Here is a 25,255-nt window from a genome sequence, read left to right on the forward strand (position 1 = left end):
GACGCGGGTTGCGCCCCTGTCCGCCCACGCTTTCATCGCCGTTATGCCATTTTGTTGGTTGCCAACGGCGCAATCTGTGTTACAACAGAGCAAAACAGCCATCTAAACATCTAAACGGCCTCACTACGCAATGTCAACCGCAACGCCTTCACGCCTCGAGATGCGCAATATCTCGATCGCCTTCGCCGGCTTCAACGCGCTGCAGGACGTGGACTTCACGCTGCAGGGCGGTTCAATCCATGCGCTGGTCGGCGCCAATGGCGCGGGCAAGTCAACGCTGATGGCGATCCTCTCCGGCGCCCACGATCACTACCGCGGCGAGATCCTGATCGACGGCCGGGCGGTGGAAATTCATTCCCCGCTGCAGGCGCGCCGCCACGGCATCCACGTGGTGCAGCAAGAAGTCGACGTCGCGCTGATCCCCACGCTGTCGGTGGCGGAAAACATCATGCTGGACTGGCTGAACGAACCGGGCCACTGGCTGAACTGGGCGGAGCTGCACCGCCGCGCCGCAGAGCTGCTGCAGCAATGGGCGCTGCCGCTCAACCCGCGCAGACGTCTGGCGGACTGCACGCTGGCGGAAAAACAGCAGGTGCTGCTGGCGCGCGCGCTGTCGCACCGCTGCCGTTTTCTGGTGCTCGACGAACCGACCGCGCCGCTCGATCGGGCCGAGAGCGAGCGCCTGTTCAACGTAGTGCGCCGCCTGCAATCCGAAGGCATCGGCATCGTATTCATTTCTCACCGCATCCACGAACTGAGCGACATTTGCGATCGGCTGACGGTGCTGCGCGACGGCCGCCGCGTCAGCGAAGACGCCATGCGCGGCCTCAGCGGCGAACAGATCGTCGAGAAAATGCTTGGCCACCGGCTGGACGACATTTTCCCGCCGCCGCGCCCGCCCCACCCTGAGCGAACGCTGCTGCAGGTGGAGGGCTTGCGCGATCGCCATAAGCTGCGCGACGTTTCGCTGCGGCTGCATGAGGGCGAGATCCTCGGCATCGCCGGGCTGGCCGGGGCCGGGAAAAGCGAGCTGTGCAAGGCATTGTTCGGCGCCGGCGCCGCGCAGCTGGAACGCGGCGAACTGCGCGGGCAGCCCTGGGCGCCGCGTGCGCCGCATCTGTCGGTCGAACAGGGGCTGGCGCTGGTGCCGGAAGAACGCCGCAAAGAAGGCATTTTTATCGATGAGGCGATCCCGATGAACCTGAGCGTCAGCGCCGATAACAGCTTCTCGCGCTGGAGCCTGTTCAGCCGGCGGCAAGAGCTGCGCTGGGCGCGCGAGATCATGCAGCGTCTGAACATTCGCGCCTCCGGCCCGCAACAGCGGCTGGCGCGCCTGTCCGGCGGCAATCAGCAAAAAGTGGCGATCGGCAAGTGGCTGCGCGGCGACGCCGACGTGCTGATCTTCGATGAGCCGACCAAGGGCGTGGATATCAAGGCCAAACAGGAGCTGTTCAGCCTGATCGACGGCCTGGCCCGCGCCGGCAAAGGCGTGATTTACGCCTCCGGCGAGTTCGCCGAGCTGGTTGGTCTGTGCGATCGCATCTGCGTGCTGTGGGATGGCCGCATCGTGGCGGAGCTGAACGCCGCCGATACCGACGAAGAAACCTTATTGCTCTATTCCACCGGAGGAACCCCTGCGTGAGTAAAGAATTTGCCTTGCGGCCGACGCTGCCCTGGCGCCAACAGCTGTTTGATTTCCTCTACAAGTGGGGCATGCTGCTGACCGTCGCGGCGCTGGTCGCCCTGTTTGGCCTGGCGTCGGACAACTTTCTCGATGCCAACAACATCATCAATATCCTGCGCTCGATCGCCATCGTGACGGTGATCGCCATCGGCGTCTCTATCTCGCTGTCGGTCGGCGGTTTCGATCTGTCGGTCGGCTCGACCGCCTCGCTGGCCAACGCGCTGGTGACTTCCCTGTTCGTCTGGCACGGGTTCGGCACCGCCGGCGCCATCGTGGTGACGCTGTTGCTGTGCACGCTGGTCGGCCTGTTCAACGCTCTGCTGATCGTGGTGCTCAAAATCCCCGATATGCTGGCGACGCTGGCCAGCCTGTTCGTGATCCAGGGCGTGGCGATGACCTACAGCTACGGCGGCTCCATCACCCAAAACATGGTGCTGCCGAATGGCGACATGGCGGAAGGCCTGATCCCGGAGGTGTTTTCCGCCCTCGGCCAGGTGCCGGTGATCGTGCTGATCATGCTGGCGGTCACCGTGGCGGTGCAGCTGTTTCTGTCGTTGACCAAGCACGGCCGCCGCATGTACGCCATCGGCGGCAACCCCGAGGCGGCACGCCTGTCGGGCATTCGCACCGTGCGTTACAGGGTTGCCGCTTACGTCATTTCTTCCTGGCTGGCGGCGCTTGGCGGCATCCTGCTGGCGTCACGTATCGGCTCTTCGCAGGTCAATGCCGGCGGCGGCTATCTGATGGACGCGGTGGCGGCGGCCTACATCGGCTTCTCGCTGGCCGGCTCCGGCAAACCCAATGCGCTCGGCACCCTGATCGGCGCGGTGATCCTCGGTGTGCTGCAAAACGGCCTGGTGATGCTGTCGGTGCCCTACTACGCCATGGACATTATCAAAGGCCTGGTGCTGGCGCTGGCGCTGGCCATCACTTACATCCAGAAACGCTGATCCTCCCCGGCGCACATCCGCTGCGCCGGTTTTCCCTTTAATTCATCCGGTTACTCTTTCCCGCCAGAATAACAAGCATACAAATGATATGAATTATCATTAGCGTTTACATTAAGTAAAAAATCCTTACAATACCCTCACGCCACGCTGACGAAGCACCGGATTTCTCAGCGAACGATGAATGATTTCATTAGAAATTCAATTGGTTAATTACTTTCACTTCAATCCAGGAAAGGTTTACCTCATGGAAACGCCACGTTACAGCAAGCTCGCCGCCATGGTCATCGCCTCGCTCAGCGCCACCGCCGCGCTGGCCGCGCCGCAGACTGACGCCCAGGACACCATGGTCGTCACCGCCTCCGGCTTTCAGCAAAAAATTCAGGACTCCGCCGCTTCCATCTCAGTGATCCCGCGCCAGCAAATTGAAGATAAAGCCTATCGCGATGTGACCGATGCGCTGAAAGACGTGCCGGGCGTGGTCGTCACCGGCGGCGCCAGCAGCAGCGACATCAGCATCCGCGGCATGTCCTCCAAGTACACGCTGATTCTGGTGGACGGCAAGCGCGTCGACACCCGCGGCACCCGGCCGAACAGCGATAACGCCGGCATCGAACAGGGCTGGCTGCCGCCGATGGAAGCCATCGAACGTATCGAAGTGGTGCGCGGGCCGATGTCTTCGCTGTACGGTTCCGACGCCATGGGCGGCGTGATCAACGTCATCACCCGCAAGACTTCCCGCACCGAGTGGAAAGGCTCGCTGCACGGCGACGCCACCCTCCAGGAAAACCGCGATTCCGGCGATCTGTTCCAGACCAACGCCTACGCGTCCGGTCCGCTGATTGAAGGCCTGCTCGGCGTGCGGGTCAACGGCCTGCTGTCGCGCCGCGCGGAAGATAAAATCGTCAACGGTTACAACGAACAGCGCATGCGCAGCGGTACCGCGGTGTTCACCCTGACCCCGGACGAGAAAAACGAATTCGACTTTGAAATCGGCCGCTCGCTGCAGGATCGCAACAGCACGCCGGGCAAATCGGTGGCGGCGGAGCGCTGCAGCAGAGGCAAGTGCAAACCGTCCTCACGCAGCGAAGATCTCTACACCCGCACCAACTACTCGCTGACCCACAACGGTTATTACGACTTCGGCAACTCCACCAGCTACGTTCAGCGCGAAGAGACCAACAACCCGGGCCGCAAGATGAAGATGTACAACACCATCTTCAACACCCAGAACCAGTTCGAGCTGGGTGCCCACATGCTGAACCTCGGCGGCCAATACCGCTATGAGAAACTGGGCGACAGTGGCAACCAGCTGAGCTCGGCGCAAGACGTCAACCAGCTGACGCGCTGGAGCTGGGCGCTGTTCGCCGAGGACGAATGGGCGCTGACCAACGACTTCAGTCTGACCAGCGGTATTCGTATGGACCGCGATCAGAACTTCGGCAGCCATTGGTCGCCGCGCATGTACGGCGTCTGGCACCTGACCGAACAGTGGACGATGAAAGGCGGCGTCTCCGCCGGCTACCGTTCGCCGGATCTGCGCCAATCCTCCGCCAGCTGGGGCCAGGCGACGGGCGGCGGCGTGCGTAACGGCATCATCGTCGGCAACCCGGATCTGCAGCCGGAGAAGAGCCTGAGCGAAGAGATCGGCCTGATGTGGGATAGCCTGAAAGGCGTCAACGCCGGGGTGACGGTCTTCAACACCGACTTCAAGAACAAGATCACCGAAGTGCGCCGCTGCGAAGACACGCCGGATTGCACCATCGGCGGTACGCCCTACGACTTTATCAGCGATCGCGTCAACGTCGACAAAGCCAATATGCGCGGCGTAGAGGCCACCTTCGGCTGGCAGATCAATAAAGACTGGAAGTGGAACGCCAACTACACCTACACCGCTTCCGAGCAGAAGAGCGGCGAGTTCCAGGGCAAGGCGCTGAACCAGATGCCTAAGCACATGATCAACACCGTGCTGGACTGGCAGGCCACGCAAGACCTCAGCCTGTGGTCGCGCGTTAACTTCCGCAGCCGCACCTCAGACTACCTGAGCCGCACGTCGATGGAGACCAGCACCCCGTCCTACACCTTCGTCGATGCGGGCTTGAGCTACCAGGCGGCGAAAAACCTGCAGCTGACCGGCGGGGTCTACAACATTCTCGACAAGACCGTGGATTACGATCACTACCGCACCACGCTGGACGGCCGCCGTTACACCGTCGGCATGACCTACAACTTCTGATGCCCCCGGGCGCGCGCTGCGCGCCCTTTTCATTCCATCACCGAGAGGAAGCCCCATGAGATTACGCCGCTCCCCCCTGATGATCGCCCTGCTGGCCGCGATGGCGCTGGCGGGTTGCCACAGCAAAACCGACGCGCCGGCGGCCTCGGCCACCGTCAACGTCCAGCACCTGAACGGCAGCACCGAGGTGAAGAAGCACCCGCAGCGTATCGTGGTGCTGGATTACGCTTCGCTGGAAACGCTGCAGCTGCTGGGCGTCGAGCCGCTGGCGCTGCCCGGCAATCGCAAGAACTTGCCGGATAACCTGAAGCGCTATCAGGATGACAAATACCTCAATGCCGGCACCCTGTTCGAGCCGGATATGGCCGTGCTGCGCGCCGCCAAACCGGACCTGATCCTGATCGCCGGCCGGGCGTCCAAAGCCTATGACGAGCTGAACGCGCTGGCGCCGACGTTGAACATGTCCGTCGATCAGCAGGATCAGTTGGGCAGCCTGAAACAGCGCACCCTGCAGCTGGGCGAGCTGTTCGATAAGCCGCAACAGGCGCAGGCGGCGATCGATAAGCTGGATGCGCAGATCGCGGCGGTCAAACCGCAGGCCGCCCAGGCCGGACGCGGGCTGGTGGTGCTGTTCTCCGGCGGCAAGATCAGCGCTTACGCCCCCAAGAGCCGTTTCAGCTTCGTCTATGACGCCCTCGGCTTCTCGTCCGCGCTGCAGTCCGATGAAAAAGACGTGCGCGGCAATAAGCTGACGCCTGAGCAGGTCGCCAAACTGAACCCGGACTGGCTGTTCGTCATCGACAGAGACGCCGCGACCGGTCGGCCGAACGCGGTGGCGCCGCAGAAAATCCTCACCGGCACCGCGCTGAAGAAAACCACGGCGGTGAAAAAAGGCCAGGTGGTTTACCTGCCGGCGGCCGAGGTCTATCTGTCCGGCGGCATCGTCACCGCCCAACACGTCGTCGAACGCGTGAGCGAAGCACTGAACCGCGCTGCGCGATAAAAAAAGCCCGGCGATGCCGGGCTTTTTCCTGGATTATATCGTCGGCTGGTTCACCAGACCGTCTATCAGCACCTGCGGCGTGCCCTGCGAGCAACGCTCGATGCGCCCGCGCACGCCATAGACCCGCGCCAGGCTCTGCGGCGTAATCACCTGATCCGGCGCGCCGTCGGCGATCAGATCGCCATCCTGCAGCATCAGCACGTGGTCGCCGTGACGCAGCGCAATGTTGATGTCATGCACCACCACCACCGTCACGATATCGCGCTTGCGGGTTTCGCGGCGCACCAAATCCATCACGTGGAACTGGTAGTTGAGATCGAGCGCGCTCAGCGGCTCATCCAGCAGCAGCAGCGACGGCTGACGGATCAGCGACTGCGCCAATCCCACCAGCTGTTTCTGGCCGCCGGACAGCTGATCGAGATAGCTCAACGCCAGGTGGGCGATGCCCAGCTGTTCCAGCAAAGCCATCACTTCCGCTTCGCTGCCGGCGTTGCTGCGGCCGCCCGAGGCGCGCTGCGCCACGATGATCGACTCCAGCACGTGCAGATGCACTCCGGCGGGCAGCGACTGCGGCAGGTACACCACTTTCTCCGCCCGACGGGCGAACGGCATCTGCATCAAATCGCCGTCGTCCAGCCACAGCTTGCCCTGCGCCGGGTTCAGCCCGGCCAGCGAGCGCAGCAATGTCGATTTGCCGCTGCCGTTCGGCCCCAGCAACACGGTGATTTGCCCGCGCGGCAGCATCGGCACCGAGAGATTGTCGATCACCTGGCGTTTCGGGTAACCCGCCGAGAAGTTTTCTATCCGTAAACCCTGGCTCATACGTTCCCCCGGTGGCGCAGAATAATGCTCAGGAAGAACGGCACCCCAACCAGCGACGTCACGATCCCCACCGGGATGATTACCCCAGGCACCAGGTTTTTCGACGCCACCGAGGCCATCGACAGCACCAGCGCGCCAATCAGCGCACTGGCCGGCAGGTAGAAACGGTGATCTTCGCCGAAGATCATGCGGGCGATGTGCGGCGCCACCAGACCGATAAAGCCGATCGGCCCGACGAAAGCCACCGCCAGCGCCGAGAGCATGCTGATGCGCAGCAGCGTGGTCAAACGCAGCCGACGCACGTCGATGCCGAAGCTCACCGCCCGGTCTTCCCCCAGACGCAGCGCGGTCAGTTTCCACGAGCTCATCATCGACAGCGGCAGCAGCACGGCGAACACCCCGAACAGAATGCCCAGTTTGTCCCACGAGGCGCGCGCCAGGCTGCCCATGGTCCAGAACACCAGCCCCTGCAGCGTATCCTCGCTGGCGATGAACTGCATCATCGAGACCAGCGCGTTGAAGGTAAACACCAGCGCGATGCCGAACAGCACTACGCCGGAGGTAGCGACCCGCGTCCAGCGCGTGATGCCGTCAAGCATCAGCGCGGCGAACAGCGCGAAGATAAAGGCGTTGGCGGAGATGAACCACTGATCGGGGATCCCCGGAATGCCGATGCCGAGCACGATCGCCAGCGCGGCGCCAAAGGCCGCGGCGGAAGACACCCCGAGGGTGAAGGGGCTGGCCAGCGGGTTATTCAGGATGGTCTGCATTTCCGCCCCGGCCAGGCCGAGCGCAAAGCCCACCACCACCGCCATCAACGCATAGGGCAAGCGGATGTCCCAGACGATCACCCGCGTGCCGGCATCGGCCGCGGCGGGATCAAGCAGTGTTTGCCATAAGGACGACAACGACAGGCCGGACGGCCCCATGGTGAAATCCAGCAGCAGCGAGCCCAGGATCGCCAATGCCAATACGCCCATCATCAACAGGCGATGGCGAAGAATATGCTGATAACGCCCCATCACGCCGGCGTCGGGTTGCCCCTTGGCTTCAGTCATGGGATCGGTGGATACGCTCATTAGTTAAGATACCTGTTGCAACCATCATGACAGCGGCGCGAAAGCGGCCGCCGTGAACCGAAAAGTGTGCGGCAGCAGCCTGCGCACAGCCGTTAACAATAAAACAAACGATAATACTTATCAATCATATCAATAGGTGAAAACGGCGTTGTCGAAATGTAATAATTTGTTTTTTATCGCCATTTTTCAAACCGCCACGCTTTCCACCGCCAACGGCCAGTAGGTTAATTATTCTGAAAATTCTTCCTGATCCGACCAGACTCTGACAAATAACGGCAAAACCACATAGAATCCAAAATCACAGCACCGCGCGTGCAAAAAAACTTCAGGCCGCCGCAAGAGCGGCCTTATTGATTGACGAGGCTGTAATGAGAAGTCCATCTCCGGCGGTAACGCCCAAACGCCCGGCGCTGCTGAACTGGCTGTTATACAGCCCGCTGCACGCCGATGACGAGCCGTTTCAACGCCAGCTGCGTCTCACGCTGACGCCCTCTCCTCTCACGCCCTGGCTGAATGCCGCAGGGCCGGCCGCGCTGCTGGCGGGGTACGCCTGGCTGGTCCAGCGGCCGCTCGGCATCGGTTTGTTGCTGCTGCTGCTGTTGTTGACCGCCGGGCGAGCCTGGCTGGCGCGCCGGCGTCAACCGGCCTGGCCGAACGCCATGCTGGTGACGGTGCTGCTGTGGGCACTGCTGGTCGGCGCCAGCGCCGCTCTGGCGATGCTCTCGGGCCGCTTTGTCTTAATGCTGTTCGCCGGCCTGACGATCACCGCCCTGGCCTGCTGGCTGATGCAGCGCCACGCCGCCGCCCCGCGCTTCGCGCTGCTTGAGGTGATCGCGCTGACGCTGCCTTACCTGCTGGCGGCGCCGCTGTCGCGCGTGCAAAACCTGTTTGTCCTGGCGGACCTCGCGCCGCTGTGGCTGGTGCTGGCCCACGGCATGATCGCGCGCTACCACCGCCAACTGGTGCAGCACGTCACGCTGGCGTGGGAGAAGCAGCAGGCGTCGCACCGCGATCGCCTGACCGGCTTTCTCAACCGCGCAGGCGGCGAGGCGGTGATGCGCAGCATCTGCCGTCCCGGAACGGCGCAGCCGATCTCTCACCTGTTCATTCTTGAATTCGGCCCGCTGGCGGCGCTCTACCAAAGCCACGGCGTCCAGATCGGCGACGACGTGCTGCGCACCGTCGGCGAGCGCCTCAAGACGCTGATCCGCCCCAGCGACTACATCTGCCGCTATACCGGCGGCCAGTTTCTGATTCTGGTGCACGATCTGCCCTACGGCGCGGAAAGCGAGTTCCTGGCGCGCATTGTGCCGCCGCTGGAGGCGCCCTACGATTTTGGCGCGTTCGGCGAGGTGAACATGCAGCTTAACGCCGGCATTGTGGCGCTGACGCAGGATTACGCGACGGTAGAGAGTTTGATGAGCTCGGCGCAGCAGGCGCTGGCGGAAGCCAAAGGCGGGAAAAAGTAAAACAAAACGCGGCGGGTGCCCCCGCCGCGTGTCACTCACCGAAAATTACTTCACGTCCATCTTCGGAAATTCCATCTCGCTGTACTTCACGACACGGGTGCCTTGCGACAGCTTGTAACCAAACCAAATCAGCAGGAACAGCGGAATACCGATGTAGGTCGCGGTCACGCCGTACCAGTCGATCTTGTCTTGCAGGAAGGCCTGGTAGTTCTGCCCCAGGGTGATGATCAGACACAGCACGAAGGCGAAGATCGGCCCCAGCGGGAAGAAACCGGAACGGTATGGCAAATCGTTCAGATCGCGCCCCTGCAGCATGTAGCCGCGACGGAAACGGTAGTGGCTGATGGCGATGCCCAACCAGGCGATGAAACCGGTCATGCCCGAGGTATTCAGCAGCCACAGGTAAACCGACTGGTTACCGAACATCGACGTCAGGAAGCACAGGCCGGCCACCACGCAGGTCGCGTACAGCGCGTTGCGCGGCACGCCGCCTTTCGACAGCTTGGCGAAGATGCGCGGCGCCTTGCCTTCCGAAGCCAGGGTGTACAGCATGCGGGTCGACGCATACATGCCCGAGTTACCGGCCGACAGCACCGCCGTCAGGATCACCGCGTTCATCACCGCCGCCGCCGACAGCAGGCCGGCATGTTGGAACACCAGGGTGAACGGGCTGACGCTGATGTCTTTCACGTCGTTGCGCAGCAGGCTCGGATCGGTGTACGGAATGATCAGGCTGATGATAAGAATCGCGAAGATATAGAACAGCAGGATACGCCAAAACACCTGACGCACCGCGCGCGGGATGTTTTTACCCGGGTTTTCCGATTCGCCGGCCGCGATGCCGATAAGTTCGGTGCCCTGGAACGAGAAGCCGACGATCATGGCCACGCCGATCATCGCCGAGAAGCCACCGGCAAACGGCGCGTCTCCTATCGTCCAGTTCTGCCAGCCGGCATGCTCGCCGCCCTTCAGAATGCCGACGATCATCATCACGCCGACGGCGATGAAGATAATCACGGTGCTGACCTTGATCAGCGCGAACCAGTATTCCGCCTCGCCGAACCCTTTCACCGAAATGTAGTTCAGCAGGAACATCAGGCCGAGGAACAGCGCACTCCAGATCCAACCCGGGGTGTCCGGGAACCAGTAGCTCATCACCAACTGGGAGGCCACCAGGTCAACGGCGATGGTCACCGCCCAGTTGTACCAGTAGTTCCAGCCCAGCGCGAAGCCGAAGCCTTCTTCTACGTATTTGGCGCCGTAGGTGGAGAATGAACCGGAGACCGGCATAAACGCCGCCAGTTCGCCCAGGCTGGTCATCAGGAAGTACACCATCAAACCGATCAGAGCGTAAGACAGCAGCGCCCCGCCGGGGCCTGCCTGAGAAACCGTGGCGCCCGAGGCGACGAAGAGGCCGGTGCCGATGGAGCCGCCGATGGCGATCATGGTCAAATGCCGGGCTTTCAATTCACGGCGCAATCCGGGTGCTTGCTGCCCCGATGTTTTTATATCCTGCTGAGCCATTCGTTCCCTATCTATCTGCTCTTCGAAAAATGAGGGCGGATTGTAACAAATACCCGCCGGTGAACTAGCAACATTGCACCGATATAAGATAGCTTCATAATTCAGAGGCAATTATTAGCTGCGGCCCTTATAGCCTTACTTACTCTCATTAATGTGAGCGCGCGCAGGTTTTTATGCTTTTTCCGGCCTGCGCGGCAGCAGAGGGCTTGACGTGCCGCCGGTTACAGCACGCAATAGCTGAGAAAACGTTGCAACGCGTTGGAGACGTGCTTTTGCCGATGGCGGATCAGGTACAGGGTACGGCGCAGCGGCGGCAACGGCACCGGCAGTTCCACCAGCGCGCCGCTGGCCAGCTGTTCCGCCACCACCCGCCGCGACAGGCAGCTGATGCCGATGCCGTGCCGCACCGCATGCTTGATCGCCTCCGAGTTGCCCAGCTCCATCACCAGTTGGAAGTGCGGCAGATGCGCCAACAGCAGATGGTCCAACACCTCACGGGTGCCGGAACCGCGCTCGCGCAGGATCCACGGCGCATTGGCCAGCGCCTCCAGCGTCGGCGGTTGACGGATCAGCGGGTTATCCGGCGCGGCGAACACCACCAGCTCGTCCTCCAGCCACGGCTGCGTCACCAGCTCCGGCATATGGCAAGGCCCTTCGATCAGCCCCAGATCGACGCGAAAATCCGCCACCGCCACGATTACGTCCTGGCTGTTGCCGACGTTCAGCTCCAGCGGCATGGCGGGAAAATCCCGGCGGTAGCGGGCGATCATCTCCGGCAGCATGTAGTTGCCGATGGTGCTGCTGGCGGCGATGCGCAACGCCCCGCCGTCATGGCGAAACAGCTGCTCTATCTCCCCCGCCTGTTCCAACAGCGCCAGCGCCTTGGGATACAGCAACCGGCCGTGCTCGTTAATCACCAGCCGTTTGCCGACGCGATCGAACAGCTGCACGCCCAGTTGCCCCTCCAGATCCGCCAGCGCCGCGCTGACCGCCGACTGCGACAGCGCCAGCACCACAGAGGCCTGCGTGGTCGAACCGCTTTTCAGCACTTCGGTAAAGACTTCCAGTTGACGCAACGTGATATGCATAGCTGTCCCGGTATTGAAAGAAGGTTCTGCCAGAGAACCCCAATATGGTGTGGTGGGCAGCCCGGCCAGGCTACCCTGTTTGCGGCCAGATCGGCGCGCTATTTGCCCAACGCGACCAGCTGCGCCGCCGCTGCCAGCACCGGCTCTCGCGGCGTGCCGGTTTCGTCCCGCAGTATCAATTGCAGCATCGCCGCGAGATGGTCGCGGTCGATCGCCTTGTTTTCTTCAATCAACCGCCGCACCGCGCGGCCCACCTCCTGATCTACCTGCTCTCTGCGTTGATCGTCGGTATCCATCGCCTGCTCCTGTTAGTTGGAAAATTGACGGCGGCTCGCCGCTCCTCCACACCCTAGCCGCAATGCGGCGTTATGCCAATGGCTGACCCCATACCACTTATTCAGATAGGTTATAAATATATAATCAATTTCTCTTTTATTCAGCCTAAACGTACTCTTGACCGCAAGAAACAGACTGAAGGACTGACTTTATATGGCGACTGATACCACTCACACTTACCCCGAGCGACGCTTCCCGCTGTTCGGCCTGCCGCGGCTGGTGCCGGGGCTGGCGCTGACCGGCGCGCTCACCGCGCTGGCCGTCTGGGCCGGCGACATTCCCTGGGTGGCGGAGCTGGGGCTGGGGGCGCTGACGCTGGCGATCCTGCTCGGCATTCTGGTGGGCAACACGCTGTACCCCCGCTGGCAAACCGTTTGTCACAGCGGCGTACAGCTGGCCAAACAGCGCCTGCTGCGTCTGGGCATTATCCTTTACGGCTTCCGGCTGACCTTTCAGCAGATCGCCGACGTGGGCACCAGCGGCATCATCATCGATGCGCTGACCCTGATCACCACTTTCCTGCTGGCCTGCTGGCTCGGCAAGAAAGTGTTCGGCATCGACAGCCAAACCGCGATACTGATCGGCGCCGGCAGCAGCATTTGCGGCGCGGCGGCGGTGATGGCCACCGAACCGGTACTGAAGGCCGACTCCAGCAAAGTGGCGGTGGCGGTTTCGACCGTGGTGGTGTTCGGCACCCTGGCGATCTTCGCCTATCCGTGGCTGTACCAGTTGAATGAACACTTCCAGTGGCTGCCGTTCAGCCAGGAAACCTTCGGCATCTACGCCGGCTCCACCATCCACGAAGTGGCTCAGGTGGTCGCCGCCGGGCACGCCATCGGGCCGGACGCCGAAAATGCGGCGGTGATCGCCAAGATGATCCGCGTGATGATGCTGGCGCCGTTCCTGCTGCTGCTGTCGGGCTACATCAGCCGCGGCAGCGCAGGCAAGGCGGAAAAATCCGCCATCACCATTCCGTGGTTCGCCGTGCTGTTTATCGCCGTCGCCGGGCTGAACTCTTTCAACCTGCTGCCGGCCACGCTGGTGCGCCACCTGATCACCGCCGACACCTGGATGCTGGCGATGGCGATGGCGGCGCTGGGGCTGACTACCCACATCAGCGCCGTGCGTCAGGCCGGGATGAAACCGATTCTGCTGGCGACGCTGCTGTTCGTCTGGCTGCTGGTCGGCGGCGGCGCGATAAACCAACTGGTGCAACACCTGCTGTAATCTCCCTCGGCGGCCCGCTTCGGCGGGCCGCCGCTTTTCGCCATTCAATCCGCCCGCCATCAATGCCATAATGTCACCGATAACACAGGAGAATGAAGATGAAGTTTGTCGGTGCACATGTCAGCGCGTCAGGCGGCGTGGATCAGGCGGTTATCCGCGCGCACGAATTGGAGGCGACCGCGTTCGCCCTGTTCACCAAAAATCAGCGTCAATGGAAGGCCGCCCCGCTGGCCGCCGACGTGATCGATAAGTTCAAGAGCGCCTGCGCCCAGTACGGTTACGGGCCGGGGCAAATCCTGCCGCACGACAGCTACCTGATCAATCTGGGGCACCCGGTAGCCGACGCGTTGGAAAAATCGCGCGAGGCGTTTATCGACGAGCTGCAGCGCTGCGAACAGCTGGGGCTGACGCTGCTGAACTTCCACCCCGGCAGCCACCTGCTGCAAATCGACGAAGATAAATGCCTGGCGCGCATCGCCGAATCGATCAACATCGCGCTGGATAAAACCGCCGGCGTGACGGCCGTGATCGAGAACACCGCCGGCCAGGGCAGCAATCTGGGCTTCAAATTCGAGCACCTGGCGGCGATCATCGACGGCGTCGAAGACAAAAGCCGCGTCGGCGTTTGCATCGACACCTGCCACGCCTTCGCCGCCGGGTACGATCTGCGCACCGAAGAAGAATGCGAGCGCACCTTCAAACAGTTGGGCGACATCGTCGGTTTCAACTACCTGCGCGGCATGCACCTGAACGACGCCAAGAGCGAGTTCAACAGCCGCGTCGACCGCCATCACAGCCTGGGGGAAGGCAACATCGGCAAAACGGTGTTCAGCTACATCATGCGCGATCCGCGTTTCGACAATATCCCGCTGATTCTGGAAACGGTCAATCCGGATATCTGGGCCGAAGAGATCGCCTGGCTGAAGGCGCAGCAGTAACCCCCCCCCTGGCCGCTCGCTTAAGCGCGAGCGGTTTCCCCCACCGCGTGCTCCGCCGCCAGCATGGCGCCGAACTGACGCAGCGTTTCTTCATCCAGGCCCGCAGCCCTGAACACCGCAGTGGTAAAACTGACCGGCGCCGATCCCGGTGACGTAATGACGCGGTCATCCACAACGGCGACGGCGCTCGCAACGTAATGGAGCTGCCCGCTGTAGCCCTCACCGTTGCGCGTCAAGAACTCGGCATCGTTGGAGGTATGCGCCCTGCCGTTCAACAGGCCGGCCCGCGCCAACGCCAACGTCCCGCCGCAAATGCCCGCCAGGGTCGCGCCGCGTTGAAACTGCTCGTTGAGCAACGCGCGGATATCCGGCGCTCGCTCGGTTTCCCACAGGGTGCCACCGACCACCACCAGCACCTCGGGGCGCCAATCCGCCAATTCGGCCACGCCGTGAGCAACGTCCACCGTCAACCCGCCCTGTGAGCGAAGCGTTCCGGCCTGCGGCGCAAAAAACGCCACATCCAGCCCATAAAACGGGCCGCCGACGCCGGCGATAAGCGCGTATTCCCAATCGGCGAAACCGGATGTCAGTACGATCGCCACTTTTTTAGCCACTGATGAATCTCCTTGAGTCATTCCTTGTTCGCAGGAACAAAGTCGCGCTATCAGCTTAGAAAGCGCTGTGGTTTCTGACCAGGGGTAAATCGTGCTAACTGCCTAAGACACAAATAAAAACGCGCAGCTCGGGGCTGCGCGTTTTGCGGTATCGGCGAGGCTTACGCCGCGGCGGCTACCGGCGTTTCAGCACGTTTCAGCAGGGCATAAGCCACCCCGGCCAACAGCGTGCCGGCGGCGATCGCCACCAGGTACAGCAACACCGGCGAAATCGCGCCCGGGATCAGCAGCACGAACAGCCCGCCGTGCGGTGCCATCAGCTTGGCGCCGAAGGCCATCGACAGCGCGCCGGTCAGCGCCCCGCCGGCGATGCAGCACGGCAACACGCGCATCGGGTCGCGGGCGGCGAACGGAATCGCCCCTTCGGTGATGAAGCACAGCCCCAGCACCAACGCCGCCTTGCCGCCTTCCTGTTCGGATTTCGGGAACTTGCGGCGCGCCAGCAGCGTCGCCAGGCCCATCGCCAACGGTGGCACCATGCCCGCCGCCATGATGGCCGCCATCGGCGCATACACCGAGGAGCTGAGCAGCGCCACGCCGAACGCATAGGCCGCTTTGTTCACCGGGCCGCCCATATCGGTGCACATCATGCCGCCCAGGATCGCCCCCAGCAGCACGGCGTTGGCGGTGCCCAGAGACTGCAGCCAATGGGTCAGGCCTTCCATGATTTTCGCCACCGGCGTGCCGACCACGTAAATCATGATAAGACCGGTGATCAGGCTGGCCACCAGCGGAATGATCAGGATCGGCTTCAGCGCTTCCATGCTCTGCGGCAGGCGCAGTTTGCTGCTGATCGCTTTGGCGACGTAACCCGCCAGGAAACCGGCGATGATGCCGCCGAGGAACCCGGCGCCGGTGCTCACCGCCAGCATGCCGCCGATCAGGCCCGGCGTCAGGCCCGGACGATCCGCGATGGAAAAGGCGATGAAGCCGGCCAATACCGGCACCATCAGCGCAAAGGCGGAGCCGCCACCGATCTGCATCAGCGCCGCCGCCAGGGTGCCCTTGACCTCAAACGCCTTGATGCCGAACACGAACGACAGCGCGATGCACAAGCCGCCCGCCACCACCATCGGCAGCATGTAGGACACGCCGGTCAGCAGGTGGCGATACGGGCCGTTGCCCTCTTTCTTTTTCGCCGTCGGCGCCGCGCCGCCGCGCTGCTGCGGTTGGAACACCTCGGCTTCGGCCAGGGCCTTATCCAGTTCCTGCGCGGTTTTCTTCAGCGCCAGGCCCGTCGAGGTGCGGTACATCGGCTTGCCGGCAAACTTGTCCAGATCCACTTCGATGTCCGCCGCGACGATCACCAGATCCGCCGCCGCCACTTCTTCCGGGGTGATGGCGTTGCCGGCACCTACGGAACCGCGCGTTTCCACCTTCACCCACCAGCCGCGTTTCTTGGCTTCACTTTCAATGGCTTCGGCCGCCATAAAGGTGTGCGCCACGCCGGTTGGGCAAGCGGTGATCGCCACTATGCGTTTTTGTCCATCGGCTTTCACCGCAGCCGCCTGCGGCGCCTGATAGGTTTCAGCTTCGGCCTGGGCGCGCGCCAGAAACGCGTCCGGTTCACGCACCGCCTGTTCTACCTCGCCCACATAGATCAATTTGCCGTTCAGCGCGGCGTCAGCAGGAGCAGCCTGCCCCGCCACCGCCACCAGTTCGGCGTCCTGCAGCGACTCGACCAGCGTCAGGCCGGCTTTGGCCGCGGCGGCCTCCAGCATGCGTTTCGCCAGGTGGCCACGGGCCTGTCCCTGCGAACTGTCTACCATCAGCAGCGTTTTCATTCTGCCTCCTGCTATTGATTGAAAGGTTTCAGATCGACGCGCGCCATCATCGCGGCCAACTGGGGACGATCGGTCACGCCGACGTTGCTCTGGCTGACCGCCAGCGCCGCTACCGCCGTGGCCAGACGCAGGGTGTGTTCGCTGGATTCGCGCATCAGCAGGCCATAAATCAGGCCGCCGACCATCGAATCGCCGGCGCCCACGGTGCTGACCACCTCACAGGACGGCGGTTTGGCGATCCAGGCGCCGGATGCGTTAACCCACAGCGCGCCTTCCGCGCCGAGGGAGATGACCACGTGGGCGATGCCCTGTTCGCGCAGCGCATGCGCGGCCTCGACCACGTCCGCCAGCGTCGGCAGCGGGCGACCGGCCCAGATTTCCAGCTCGCGGCGGTTCGGTTTGACCAGCCACGGCGAGGCCTTCAACCCGGCGACCAGCGCTTCGCGGCTGCTGTCGAAAATGATGCACGGGCACTTGGCGCGCAGTTGGGTCATCCAGTCGGTAAACGCGTCGGGATCGACGCCGGCCGGCAGGCTGCCGCTCACCGCCACCATGTCAAACTGGCCCAGCCAGCTCAGCGAGTCGCTGACGAAGCGATCCCAGTCCTGCGGCGTCACTTCGAAGCCGGAGAAGTTGAAATCGGTCACTTCGCCGTCTTTTTCCGTCAGCTTGACGTTGATGCGGGTGCGCCCCGGCACCACCTGAAAGCGGTTGGCGATCCCCAGATCGCTGAACAGCAGCTGGAAACCGTCCTGATTATCTTTGCCCAGGAAGCCGCCGACGGTGACGTCGATGCCTAAATCTTTCAACACCTTGGCGACGTTGATGCCCTTACCGGCGGCGTGCAGGCCGGCGGTTTTTACCCGGTTGACTTCCCCGCGTTCAATCTGCGGGCAGAAACCCACCAGATCGTACGCCGGGTTCAGGGTGATTGTTGCTACTCTTCTGCTCATGCTGCGCCCTCACCCAGTCCTTCATTAATCGCTTCGCCGATCGCCTTCAGCGCGGCTTCAGCATCTTCTCCATTGGCGGTAAAGCGCAGGTGATGCCCTTTCTTCACGCCCAACGCCACCACCTTCATCAGGCTGCGCCCGTTGGCCGGCTTGCCGCTGCCGTCCAGGTTGGTGACGGTGATGTCACTGTTGAAACTTTTGATCACGTTGACCAGCGCCGTGCCCGGCCGCGCGTGCAGACCGTGCTCGTTGCGGATCACGAACTCGGCGCTCAGCACGCTGCTCTCTTCCGCCACGTCGCTGGTCAGCAGCGCCAGCACGCCGGCGGCATCCGCCTTCAGCAAGCGTTCAGCTTTGTTGGCCAGCAGCAGATCGCTGAGGTAGTTGAGCACCGCCAGCGGCTGCGCGTCGGCGACCGACACCGTCAGCAGCAGCGCCACCGGCTCGCCGTCTTCCACGAAAGCCTGCGCCGGGCGGCTGACGGTGGCCGCGCTGGCCAGGTTGCCTTCAACGCTGTCGCTGAGCCAAATGCCCTGCCCCAGATTCAGCGGCTTGCGGGTGATGGCATCGCTGACGAACTGCGCGTTGACCGCCCCGATTTTTTGCAGACGGCCGGCGTTCAGCGCCTGCAGCGTCATCAGGCTGTCGGCGGCGACGTCGAGCGCAATCAGCGAAACGTCGAACTGGAATTCGGCGCTCTGCCGTTCGCCCATCAACAGGCTGCGCAGCTCTTCCGCGGAGGTGGTTTTCGCCAGCCGCTCCGCCACGCTGTCATCGCTCAGCACGTGGGTGAGCTGACGCAGCAGCGCCAAATGCTCGTCGGAACGGGCGGCGATGCCGATCGCCACATAGGCGGTCTGGCCTTCCCCCCACGCGATGCCCTGCGGGAACTGGAACACCTGCACACCGGTTTTCAACACCAGATCGCGGGTATCGGTGGTGCCGTGCGGAATGGCGATGCCGTTGCCCAGGTAGGTGGACGTCTGCAGTTCGCGCTGCAGCATGCCGTCCACATAACCGGCGCTGACGCAGCCGGCTTCGGTCAGCGCGGCGGCCACCTGACGGATGGCCTCCTGCTTATCGGCGGCAGCGGCGCCCAGATGAATGTCTTGCGGTGACAACTGGAACATGATTCTCCTCTCCTGCTGAATTGAATCGTTTCAGCTTCATTGAGAAAAAGGAGCGTTACCCGCTGCCCACAAGCGGTCGGATAACGCTGAAACGTTTCAAGGAGTGTGTAAGCAGCGCAAGATGAAAGCAAGCTTTCTCCCTTTCGCCATTGCAGATTTTTGAGCTTACGCACACTTTCATCGGCGCATTGGTCAGCGCCGGGGCAAAATGACATACTGTGCTGAAACTTTGCTGACGGAGAAAAGCATGAATGTAGTGACGGGCGTCGGGGTGATCATCGTGAACCCGCAAGGCGAGATTTTGCTGGGCAAACGCTGCGGCTCCCACGCGCCCTTTTGGTCGATCCCCGGCGGGCATCTGGATGCCGGTGAAACCTTCGAGCAGTGCGCCCAGCGCGAAATTGCCGAAGAAACCGGGTTGATCATCGATCCGCCGCGCTTCGTTGGCGTCAGCAACAATCTGCAAACCTGGCGCGCCGAAGGCAAACACACGGTGTCCATCTGTCTGCAGGTGGCGCATCCCGGCGGCGAAGCCGAGCTGAAAGAACCCGAAAAATGCGCCGAATGGCGCTGGTGCGCGCCAGACTCTCTGCCGGAACCCCATTTCGAAGCCAGCCGCACGGCGATCCGCCTGTGGCTGAGCGGCCAAACCTACTTGCCAACGGCCTGAGCCCTTCGCGAGCGCGCGGCGTTCGCGTTGCCTGCCTCACAGCTCATCGTTATATAAAATAGAATATAACGCTATTTTTTGCGATATACGCCATTTTTTTGACTACGGATAACCCCATGGGGTTAACCCTCTTCTATCATTACCCCTGCAATCGACGTGGCATTCTGACCTCCGGTCGGCGGCCTTTTGGCAAGATTTTATTTTAAATTCATAATTATAAGCGGGTTTACCATGAGCAAAAAACTGACTGGCTTTGAAAAAAAGCGCCGGTGGGGATGGCTATGGCTTTTGCTGCTGGGGATTATCCTCGGCGCGGCGCTGTTGGCCGGGACCGCCACCGTATTCCATAAAACCAGCGATACCGCCTTCTGCGTTTCCTGCCACACCATGCAACAACCGCTGGCCGAATATCAGGGCAGCGTCCACTTCCAAAACACCAAGGGCATCCGCGCCGAGTGCGCCGACTGCCACGTGCCGCACCAGCCGATCGATTACCTGTGGACCAAGATCCGCGCGGTAAAAGACATCTACGGCGAGATGGTCGGCACCATCGATACGCCGGAAAAATATGAAGCGCACAAGCTGGCGATGGCGCAGTCGGTCTGGAAGACGCTGAAAGAGAACGACTCGGCCACCTGCCGCTCCTGCCACAGCTACGACGCCATGGACATCACCGCCCAGCGTCCCGAAGCGCGCCTGCAGCACCCGGTGGCGATCAAACAGGGCGAAACCTGCATCGACTGCCATAAAGGCGTGGCCCACATCCTGCCGGACATGAGCGGCGAAACCCAGGCCGGCGCCGCCGAGCTGGCCAAGGCCGCTGCGCTGACCGCACCGGGCGCCACCACCCTCTACACCATCGCCACCGAACCGTTCTTCCTCAGCGCAGACGACAGCCATAATGCCGGCAACCTGATGCCGTCCACCGAAGTGCAGGTGGTGAAACAGGATGGCGACAAGGTGCTGGCCACCGTCAGCGGCTGGCAGCAGGACGGGGTCAGCGAAGTGTTCTACGCCGCGCAGGGCAAGCGCATCCTCAGCGTGCTGCTGGGTGAAGACGCGCGCAAACAGCTGAAGACAGCGTCCACCCAGACCGATGCGGAAACCGGCCTGGTCTGGCATCAGGTCTCTCTGCAGGTGTGGCTGCCGCGCAAGCAGCTGATCGACGATCAGCAAAAAATCTGGCGCTACGCCGCGGACATGATGTCGGCCAACTGCACCGGCTGCCACGGGCTGACCGCGCTCGATCGCTTCAACGCCAACCAATGGATCGGCGTCATCAAAGGCATGGCGCCGCGTACCTCGCTGACGCAGGAACAGCTGCGCGTGCTGACACAATACGTACAAAAACACGCCAGCGACATGCCACCTGCCGCACCGGCCAAGCTTTAAGGGAGAAGCGCAATGAGCAACCAAAAACCGTTAACCATGAGCCGCCGCCGCTTCCTAACCGGCGCCGCCGCGCTGACCGCCGCCCCGCTGCTGGCGGGATTATGGCCCAAAGCGGCGCTGGCGCAGGCCATCAGCGAAGCGCTGCCGCAGTTCATCGTCTTGCGTCAGGCGCAGAAAGGCATCCTGACCGGTGCCCACTGGGGTGCGTTCGAGGCCATCGTGCAGGACGGCAAGATGGTCGGCGTGCAGCCGGTGCAGGACGATCCGTATCCCAATGAGCTGATCACCATGGCGCCTTATCAGGTGCACGCCGAGAACCGCATCAAATACCCGATGGTGCGCAAAAGCTGGCTGGAAGGCGGCCCCGGCAGCCGCACCGAGCTGCGCGGCCGCGACGAGTGGGTGCGCGTCAGCTGGGACAAAGCAACCGAGCTGGTGTGCAATGAGATCGTTCGCCTGCAAAAAGATCACGGCCCGCAGTCGATCTACGCCGGTTCCTACGGCTGGAAAAGCGTCGGTATGCTGCACAACAGCCGCACGCTGCTGCAGCGCCTGATGAACCTGACCGGCGGTTTCCTCGGCTACGCCGGCGACTACTCCACCGGCGCGGCGCAGGTGATCATGTCGCACGTGGTCGGTTCGATGGAGGTCTACGAACAGCAGACCGCCTGGCCGAATGTGATCGAGAACAGCGAGCTGGTGATCCTCTGGGGCTGCAACCCGATGGTCACGCTGAAAAACAGCTGGAACGTGCCGGATCACGTCGGCCAAACCGGCTTCGAGGCGCTGAAGAAAAAAGGCACCCGGGTGATCAGCATCGATCCGGTGCACAGCGACAGCGCCAAGTTCGTCAATGCGCAGTGGATCGCCCCGCGTCCTTATACCGACGGCGCCATGCTGATCGGCATCGCCCACACGCTGCTGACCGAGAAGCTGCATAACCCGGACTTCCTGAAAACCTACACCGTCGGCTTCGACAAGTTCCAGGCCTACCTGCTGGGCGAGAGCGACGGCGTGGCGAAAACCGCCGAATGGGCGGCCGACATCAGCGGCGTCGATGCCGACACGCTGCGCGCGCTGGCGCGCGAGATGGCGAAGCACCGCACCATGATCATGGGCGGCTGGGGCATTCAGCGCCAGCATCACGGCGAACAGCAGCACTGGCTGCTGGTGACGGTGGCGGCGATGCTCGGCCAGATCGGCCTGCCGGGCGGCGGCTTCGGCTTCAGCTACCACTATTCGTCCGGCGGCAGCCCGACCGCCAAGGGCGGCATCATCGCCGGCATCTCCGCCGGCAACGCGCCGAAGAACTCGCCGGCGCCGATCCCGGTAGCGCGCATCGCCGAATGCCTGAGCAATCCGGGTAAAACCATCGACTTCAACGGCGCCAAGGTCACCTACCCCGAGGTGAAGATGGTGTATGTGGCGGGTGGCAACACCTTCCACCAGCATCAGGACACCAATAACCTGGTCAAAGCCTGGCAGCGGCCGGACACCATCGTGGTCAACGAGCCTTACTGGACCGCCACCGCCAAGCATGCCGATATCGTCCTGCCGGCCACCACCAGCTACGAGCGCAACGATCTGGAAATGGGCGGCGACTATTCGCAGCTCTACGTGTTCCCGATGCATCAATGCGTGCCGCCGCAGCACGAGTCGCGCAGCGACTTCGACATCTTCTCGGCGATGGCGGCCAAGCTGGGCGTGCAGGAGGCCTTTACCGAGGGCAAGGATGAAACCCAGTGGCTGAAAGGCATGTACGACGACATGAAAAACCAGGCGCGCGCCGCGCGGGTGGCGCTGCCGCCGTTCGACATGTTCTGGCAATCCAATAACTACGTGCGTTTCCCGGTGCCGGAGGCCAATAAACAGTGGGTGCGCTTCGCTGATTATCGCGACAACCCGCTGCTGAACCCGCTGGGCACGCCGTCGGGCAAGATCGAAATCTACTCCGACGCCATCGCCAAAATGCATTATGAGGATTGCCCGGGCATCCCGACCTGGATGCCGCCGCACGAGTGGTATCGCGGGCCGGAAGCGGCCAAGTATCCGCTGTCGCTCAATACCGCGCACCCGACCAACCGGCTGCACTCCCAGCTCGACAATACGCCGCTGCGCAAGAAATACGCGGTGGCGGATCGTGAAGCGATCCTGATCCACCCGCAGGACGCGCAGCCGCGCGGCATCACCGGCGGCGATCTGGTGCGGGCGTTCAACGATCGCGGCCAGATCCTGGTGGGGGCGGTGGTCAGCGAAGACGTGCGGCCTGGCGTGGTGCGCATCAGTGAAGGCGCCTGGTTCGATCCGGCCGATCCGGCGCAGCCCGGCTCGCTATGTAAGAACGGCAACGTCAACTGCCTGACCTTCGACATCGGCTCCTCCAGCCTGGCGCAGGGCAACTGCGGGCAGATGGCGCAGCTGCAGATCGAGAAATATCAGGGGCCGGCGCTGAAAAATACCGCGCACGCGGTGCCGCAAGGCGCCTGATTTATCGGCAAGCAAGGGGGCGCAACGCGCCCCTTTTTTCTCGTCGCCGCGCGACATAGCCGTTTTACCCTTCGCCGGAAGGGAGCGGTTTGCGTTTCATTTCTACGGGCGTATGATGCGCGCGACCTTCCTTTTTCGACGAATTCTCAATCGCCATGCCGACTTCATCCGCAGTAACGCGACGCACGCCCGATCTCACTTCGCTGGCCTTTTTGGCGGTGGCGTTCCTGACCGGCATTGCCGGCGCGTTGCAAACCCCGACGCTGAGCCTGTTTCTGGAAACCGAAGTCAAGGTGCGGCCGGCGCTGGTTGGCCTGTTCTTTACCGGCAGCGCGGTGATCGGCATTCTGGTCAGCCAGTTTCTCGCCGGCCGCTCGGATAAAAAAGGCGACCGCAAGTCACTGATTTTTCTCTGTTGCATGCTGGGTGCGCTGGGGTTTACGCTGTTCGCCTGGAGCCGCAATTATTACCTGCTGCTGCTCGTCGGCGTGCTGCTTACCAGCTTCGGTTCGACCGCTAACCCGCAAATGTTCGCCCTGGCGCGCGAACACGCCGATCGCACCGGGCGCGAGGCGGTGATGTTCACCTCCGTCATGCGCGCGCAGGTCTCGCTCGCCTGGGTGATAGGCCCGCCGATCGCCTTCGCGCTGGCGCTGGGATTCGGGTTTAAGACCCTGTACCTGGCTGGCGCGGCGGCCTTTGTGCTATGCGGCCTGCTGGTGTGGAAGCGGCTGCCTTCCATGCCGAAAACCGCGGCGACGAACGCGCCCCTGGCCGCACCGCGGCAGCATCGCCGCGACGCGCTGCTGCTGTTTGGCGCCAGCACCCTGATGTGGACCGCCAACAGCATGTACCTGATCAACATGCCGCTGTATATGGTGCACGAACTGCGGCTGCCGGAGCGGCTGGTCGGCGTGCTGATGGGCACCGCCGCCGGGCTGGAAATCCCGATCATGCTGATCGCCGGCATGGTGGCGAAACGCTGCGGCAAACGTTCCCTGATGCGCGGGGCGGCCATCGCCGGAATTTTGTTCTATTGCGGCCTGCTGTTTATCACCGGCAGCTGGCAGCTCATCGCTCTGCAGTTGCTGAATGCGGTGTTTATCGGCGTGCTGGCGGGTATCGGCATGCTCTACTTTCAGGATTTGATGCCCGGTCAGGCCGGAGCGGCCACCACGCTGTTCACCAACACCATCCGGGTGGGCTGGATCATCGCCGGCACGATCGCCGGGGCGGTGGCAGAAATCTGGAACTACCATGCGGTGTTTTACGCCGCGCTGGCGATGACGGCAGGCGCGACGCTGTGTCTGTCGCGGTTGAAAGACGCTAAGGGCGCGGTGTCCGCTTCCAGCCTGGCGAGATAAATCAGCGCCTGATCGCGATGATCGTGGCACATGTCGCGGCTCGGCTGCAGGCTGCCGCACACCTTCGGCCGCAGCGGCGAATGAAACAGGCCGCAGCGCAGCTGTTCATCCAGATGAATGCAGCGGGTATTGGCGGGCTTGCCGTTCGGCATGCCGGGGATCGGGCTGGATATTGACGGCGCGATACAGCAGGCGCCGCAGTCGCTGCGACAGTCCATCAGCGCTACTCCTGGTGGGCTGGGGAAAAGAAGCGCGACAATAACAGCCGCGCACGGCGGCCGCCAGCAGAATCCCTGCGCCTTGGCGATCTTTACACTCGTCCCACAGCCGTCTTACCCCGCCTGATTCGCCGCCTGGCGAATAAACGCCCAAAAAGCCGCAATTTAAAGACAAAAACGCGTGAAGCGTGCAATTACCCCGCTTTACATGCGTCACACGGCCATGTACC

General features: G+C 62.6%; 21 protein-coding genes. 11 read left to right on the forward strand and 10 right to left on the reverse strand.

Translation table 11 applies throughout. The features are described 5' to 3' along the window. Nucleotides 1–130: 130 nt before the first annotated feature. From ACSBQV_RS12085 to ACSBQV_RS12100, 4 genes are all read left to right on the forward strand, one after another. Nucleotides 131–1,642 carry a sugar ABC transporter ATP-binding protein gene (locus ACSBQV_RS12085; RefSeq protein WP_099784153.1) on the forward strand — a complete coding sequence of 504 codons (1,512 nt, stop codon included), beginning with the start codon at nucleotides 131–133 and terminating at the stop codon, nucleotides 1,640–1,642. Nucleotides 1,643–1,713: 71 nt separating this feature from the next. Then, nucleotides 1,714–2,634 (forward strand): ABC transporter permease, encoded by a 921-nt coding sequence (locus ACSBQV_RS12090; RefSeq protein ID WP_434991455.1) that lies wholly within the window; start codon nucleotides 1,714–1,716, stop codon nucleotides 2,632–2,634. 244 nt (nucleotides 2,635–2,878) lie between these two features. After that, nucleotides 2,879–4,867 carry a ligand-gated channel protein gene (locus ACSBQV_RS12095; protein WP_099784157.1) on the forward strand — a complete coding sequence of 663 codons (1,989 nt, stop codon included), beginning with the start codon at nucleotides 2,879–2,881 and terminating at the stop codon, nucleotides 4,865–4,867. A 55-nt stretch (nucleotides 4,868–4,922) separates the two neighbouring features. After that, nucleotides 4,923–5,870 (forward strand): siderophore ABC transporter substrate-binding protein, encoded by a 948-nt coding sequence (locus ACSBQV_RS12100; protein WP_099784159.1) that lies wholly within the window; start codon nucleotides 4,923–4,925, stop codon nucleotides 5,868–5,870. Between the two features lie 33 nt (nucleotides 5,871–5,903). On the opposite strand, the gene ACSBQV_RS12105 is transcribed toward ACSBQV_RS12100, so the two are convergent. Together ACSBQV_RS12105 and ACSBQV_RS12110 are read right to left on the reverse strand one after the other, a co-directional pair. Then, nucleotides 5,904–6,692 carry an ABC transporter ATP-binding protein gene (locus tag ACSBQV_RS12105; protein WP_033643795.1) on the reverse strand — a complete coding sequence of 263 codons (789 nt, stop codon included), beginning with the start codon at nucleotides 6,690–6,692 and terminating at the stop codon, nucleotides 5,904–5,906. Then, the gene (locus ACSBQV_RS12110) at nucleotides 6,689–7,771 is read right to left on the reverse strand and encodes a FecCD family ABC transporter permease (protein WP_033643796.1); all 1,083 of its coding nucleotides are present in this window, start codon (nucleotides 7,769–7,771) and stop codon (nucleotides 6,689–6,691) included. The genes ACSBQV_RS12105 and ACSBQV_RS12110 overlap by 4 nt, the downstream gene beginning before the upstream one ends. A gap of 368 nt (nucleotides 7,772–8,139) precedes the next feature. Between ACSBQV_RS12110 and ACSBQV_RS12115 the strand changes: the two genes are divergently transcribed. Then, entirely contained in the window at nucleotides 8,140–9,240 is a 1,101-nt protein-coding gene (locus ACSBQV_RS12115) for a GGDEF domain-containing protein (RefSeq protein ID WP_033652543.1), read from the forward strand. A gap of 45 nt (nucleotides 9,241–9,285) precedes the next feature. On the opposite strand, the gene ACSBQV_RS12120 is transcribed toward ACSBQV_RS12115, so the two are convergent. The 3 genes from ACSBQV_RS12120 to ACSBQV_RS12130 form a co-directional block, all read right to left on the reverse strand. After that, on the reverse strand, nucleotides 9,286–10,764 hold the full coding sequence (locus tag ACSBQV_RS12120) for an amino acid permease (RefSeq protein WP_033643798.1): 1,479 nt from the start codon (nucleotides 10,762–10,764) through the stop codon (nucleotides 9,286–9,288). Nucleotides 10,765–10,985: 221 nt separating this feature from the next. After that, a complete protein-coding gene (gene yieE / locus ACSBQV_RS12125) occupies nucleotides 10,986–11,852 on the reverse strand; it encodes a DNA-binding transcriptional regulator YeiE (RefSeq protein WP_099784161.1) in 867 nt (288 codons plus the stop codon). A 98-nt stretch (nucleotides 11,853–11,950) separates the two neighbouring features. Next, nucleotides 11,951–12,148, reverse strand: coding sequence for a hypothetical protein (locus ACSBQV_RS12130; RefSeq protein ID WP_033643799.1), 198 nt, complete (start codon nucleotides 12,146–12,148; stop codon nucleotides 11,951–11,953). Between the two features lie 193 nt (nucleotides 12,149–12,341). Between ACSBQV_RS12130 and ACSBQV_RS12135 the strand changes: the two genes are divergently transcribed. Beyond that, entirely contained in the window at nucleotides 12,342–13,415 is a 1,074-nt protein-coding gene (locus ACSBQV_RS12135; RefSeq protein WP_099784163.1) for a YeiH family putative sulfate export transporter, read from the forward strand. 98 nt (nucleotides 13,416–13,513) lie between these two features. Next, nucleotides 13,514–14,353 carry a deoxyribonuclease IV gene (nfo, locus tag ACSBQV_RS12140; RefSeq protein WP_033643802.1) on the forward strand — a complete coding sequence of 280 codons (840 nt, stop codon included), beginning with the start codon at nucleotides 13,514–13,516 and terminating at the stop codon, nucleotides 14,351–14,353. A gap of 20 nt (nucleotides 14,354–14,373) precedes the next feature. Here nfo and ACSBQV_RS12145 read toward each other — a convergent pair whose 3' ends face one another. The 4 genes from ACSBQV_RS12145 to fruB form a co-directional block, all read right to left on the reverse strand. After that, nucleotides 14,374–14,967, reverse strand: coding sequence for a DJ-1/PfpI family protein (locus ACSBQV_RS12145; RefSeq protein WP_099784165.1), 594 nt, complete (start codon nucleotides 14,965–14,967; stop codon nucleotides 14,374–14,376). Nucleotides 14,968–15,128: 161 nt separating this feature from the next. Beyond that, nucleotides 15,129–16,811 carry a PTS fructose transporter subunit IIBC gene (gene fruA / locus ACSBQV_RS12150; RefSeq protein ID WP_099784167.1) on the reverse strand — a complete coding sequence of 561 codons (1,683 nt, stop codon included), beginning with the start codon at nucleotides 16,809–16,811 and terminating at the stop codon, nucleotides 15,129–15,131. Between the two features lie 11 nt (nucleotides 16,812–16,822). Continuing rightward, nucleotides 16,823–17,764: a 1-phosphofructokinase gene (gene fruK, locus ACSBQV_RS12155; protein ID WP_015378523.1), complete on the reverse strand. Its 942-nt coding sequence runs from the start codon at nucleotides 17,762–17,764 to the stop codon at nucleotides 16,823–16,825. After that, a complete protein-coding gene (gene fruB / locus ACSBQV_RS12160; RefSeq protein ID WP_069100293.1) occupies nucleotides 17,761–18,894 on the reverse strand; it encodes a fused PTS fructose transporter subunit IIA/HPr protein in 1,134 nt (377 codons plus the stop codon). Before fruB ends, fruK begins: the two co-directional genes overlap by 4 nt. Before the next feature lie 247 nt (nucleotides 18,895–19,141). Here fruB and ACSBQV_RS12165 point away from each other — a divergent pair, with 247 nt between their 5' ends. From ACSBQV_RS12165 to ACSBQV_RS12180, 4 genes are all read left to right on the forward strand, one after another. After that, nucleotides 19,142–19,564 carry a nucleotide triphosphate diphosphatase NUDT15 gene (locus ACSBQV_RS12165; RefSeq protein WP_033652539.1) on the forward strand — a complete coding sequence of 141 codons (423 nt, stop codon included), beginning with the start codon at nucleotides 19,142–19,144 and terminating at the stop codon, nucleotides 19,562–19,564. 231 nt (nucleotides 19,565–19,795) lie between these two features. Beyond that, on the forward strand, nucleotides 19,796–20,956 hold the full coding sequence (locus ACSBQV_RS12170) for a NapC/NirT family cytochrome c (protein ID WP_033652538.1): 1,161 nt from the start codon (nucleotides 19,796–19,798) through the stop codon (nucleotides 20,954–20,956). A gap of 12 nt (nucleotides 20,957–20,968) precedes the next feature. Beyond that, nucleotides 20,969–23,443 carry a trimethylamine-N-oxide reductase TorA gene (torA, locus tag ACSBQV_RS12175; protein ID WP_099784171.1) on the forward strand — a complete coding sequence of 825 codons (2,475 nt, stop codon included), beginning with the start codon at nucleotides 20,969–20,971 and terminating at the stop codon, nucleotides 23,441–23,443. Between the two features lie 155 nt (nucleotides 23,444–23,598). Beyond that, on the forward strand, nucleotides 23,599–24,807 hold the full coding sequence (locus ACSBQV_RS12180; protein WP_434991449.1) for a sugar efflux transporter: 1,209 nt from the start codon (nucleotides 23,599–23,601) through the stop codon (nucleotides 24,805–24,807). Here the strand turns inward: ACSBQV_RS12180 and ACSBQV_RS12185 are convergent. Next, nucleotides 24,711–25,025, reverse strand: a complete 315-nt coding sequence (locus ACSBQV_RS12185) for a YkgJ family cysteine cluster protein (RefSeq protein WP_434991450.1) — start codon at nucleotides 25,023–25,025, stop codon at nucleotides 24,711–24,713. The two genes, ACSBQV_RS12180 and ACSBQV_RS12185, sit on opposite strands and share 97 nt — an antisense overlap. Nucleotides 25,026–25,255: the final 230 nt, after the last annotated feature.

Source organism: Serratia sp. B501 (assembly GCF_051172315.1).
GTDB classification, from domain to species: Bacteria; Pseudomonadota; Gammaproteobacteria; order Enterobacterales; family Enterobacteriaceae; genus Serratia; species Serratia ureilytica.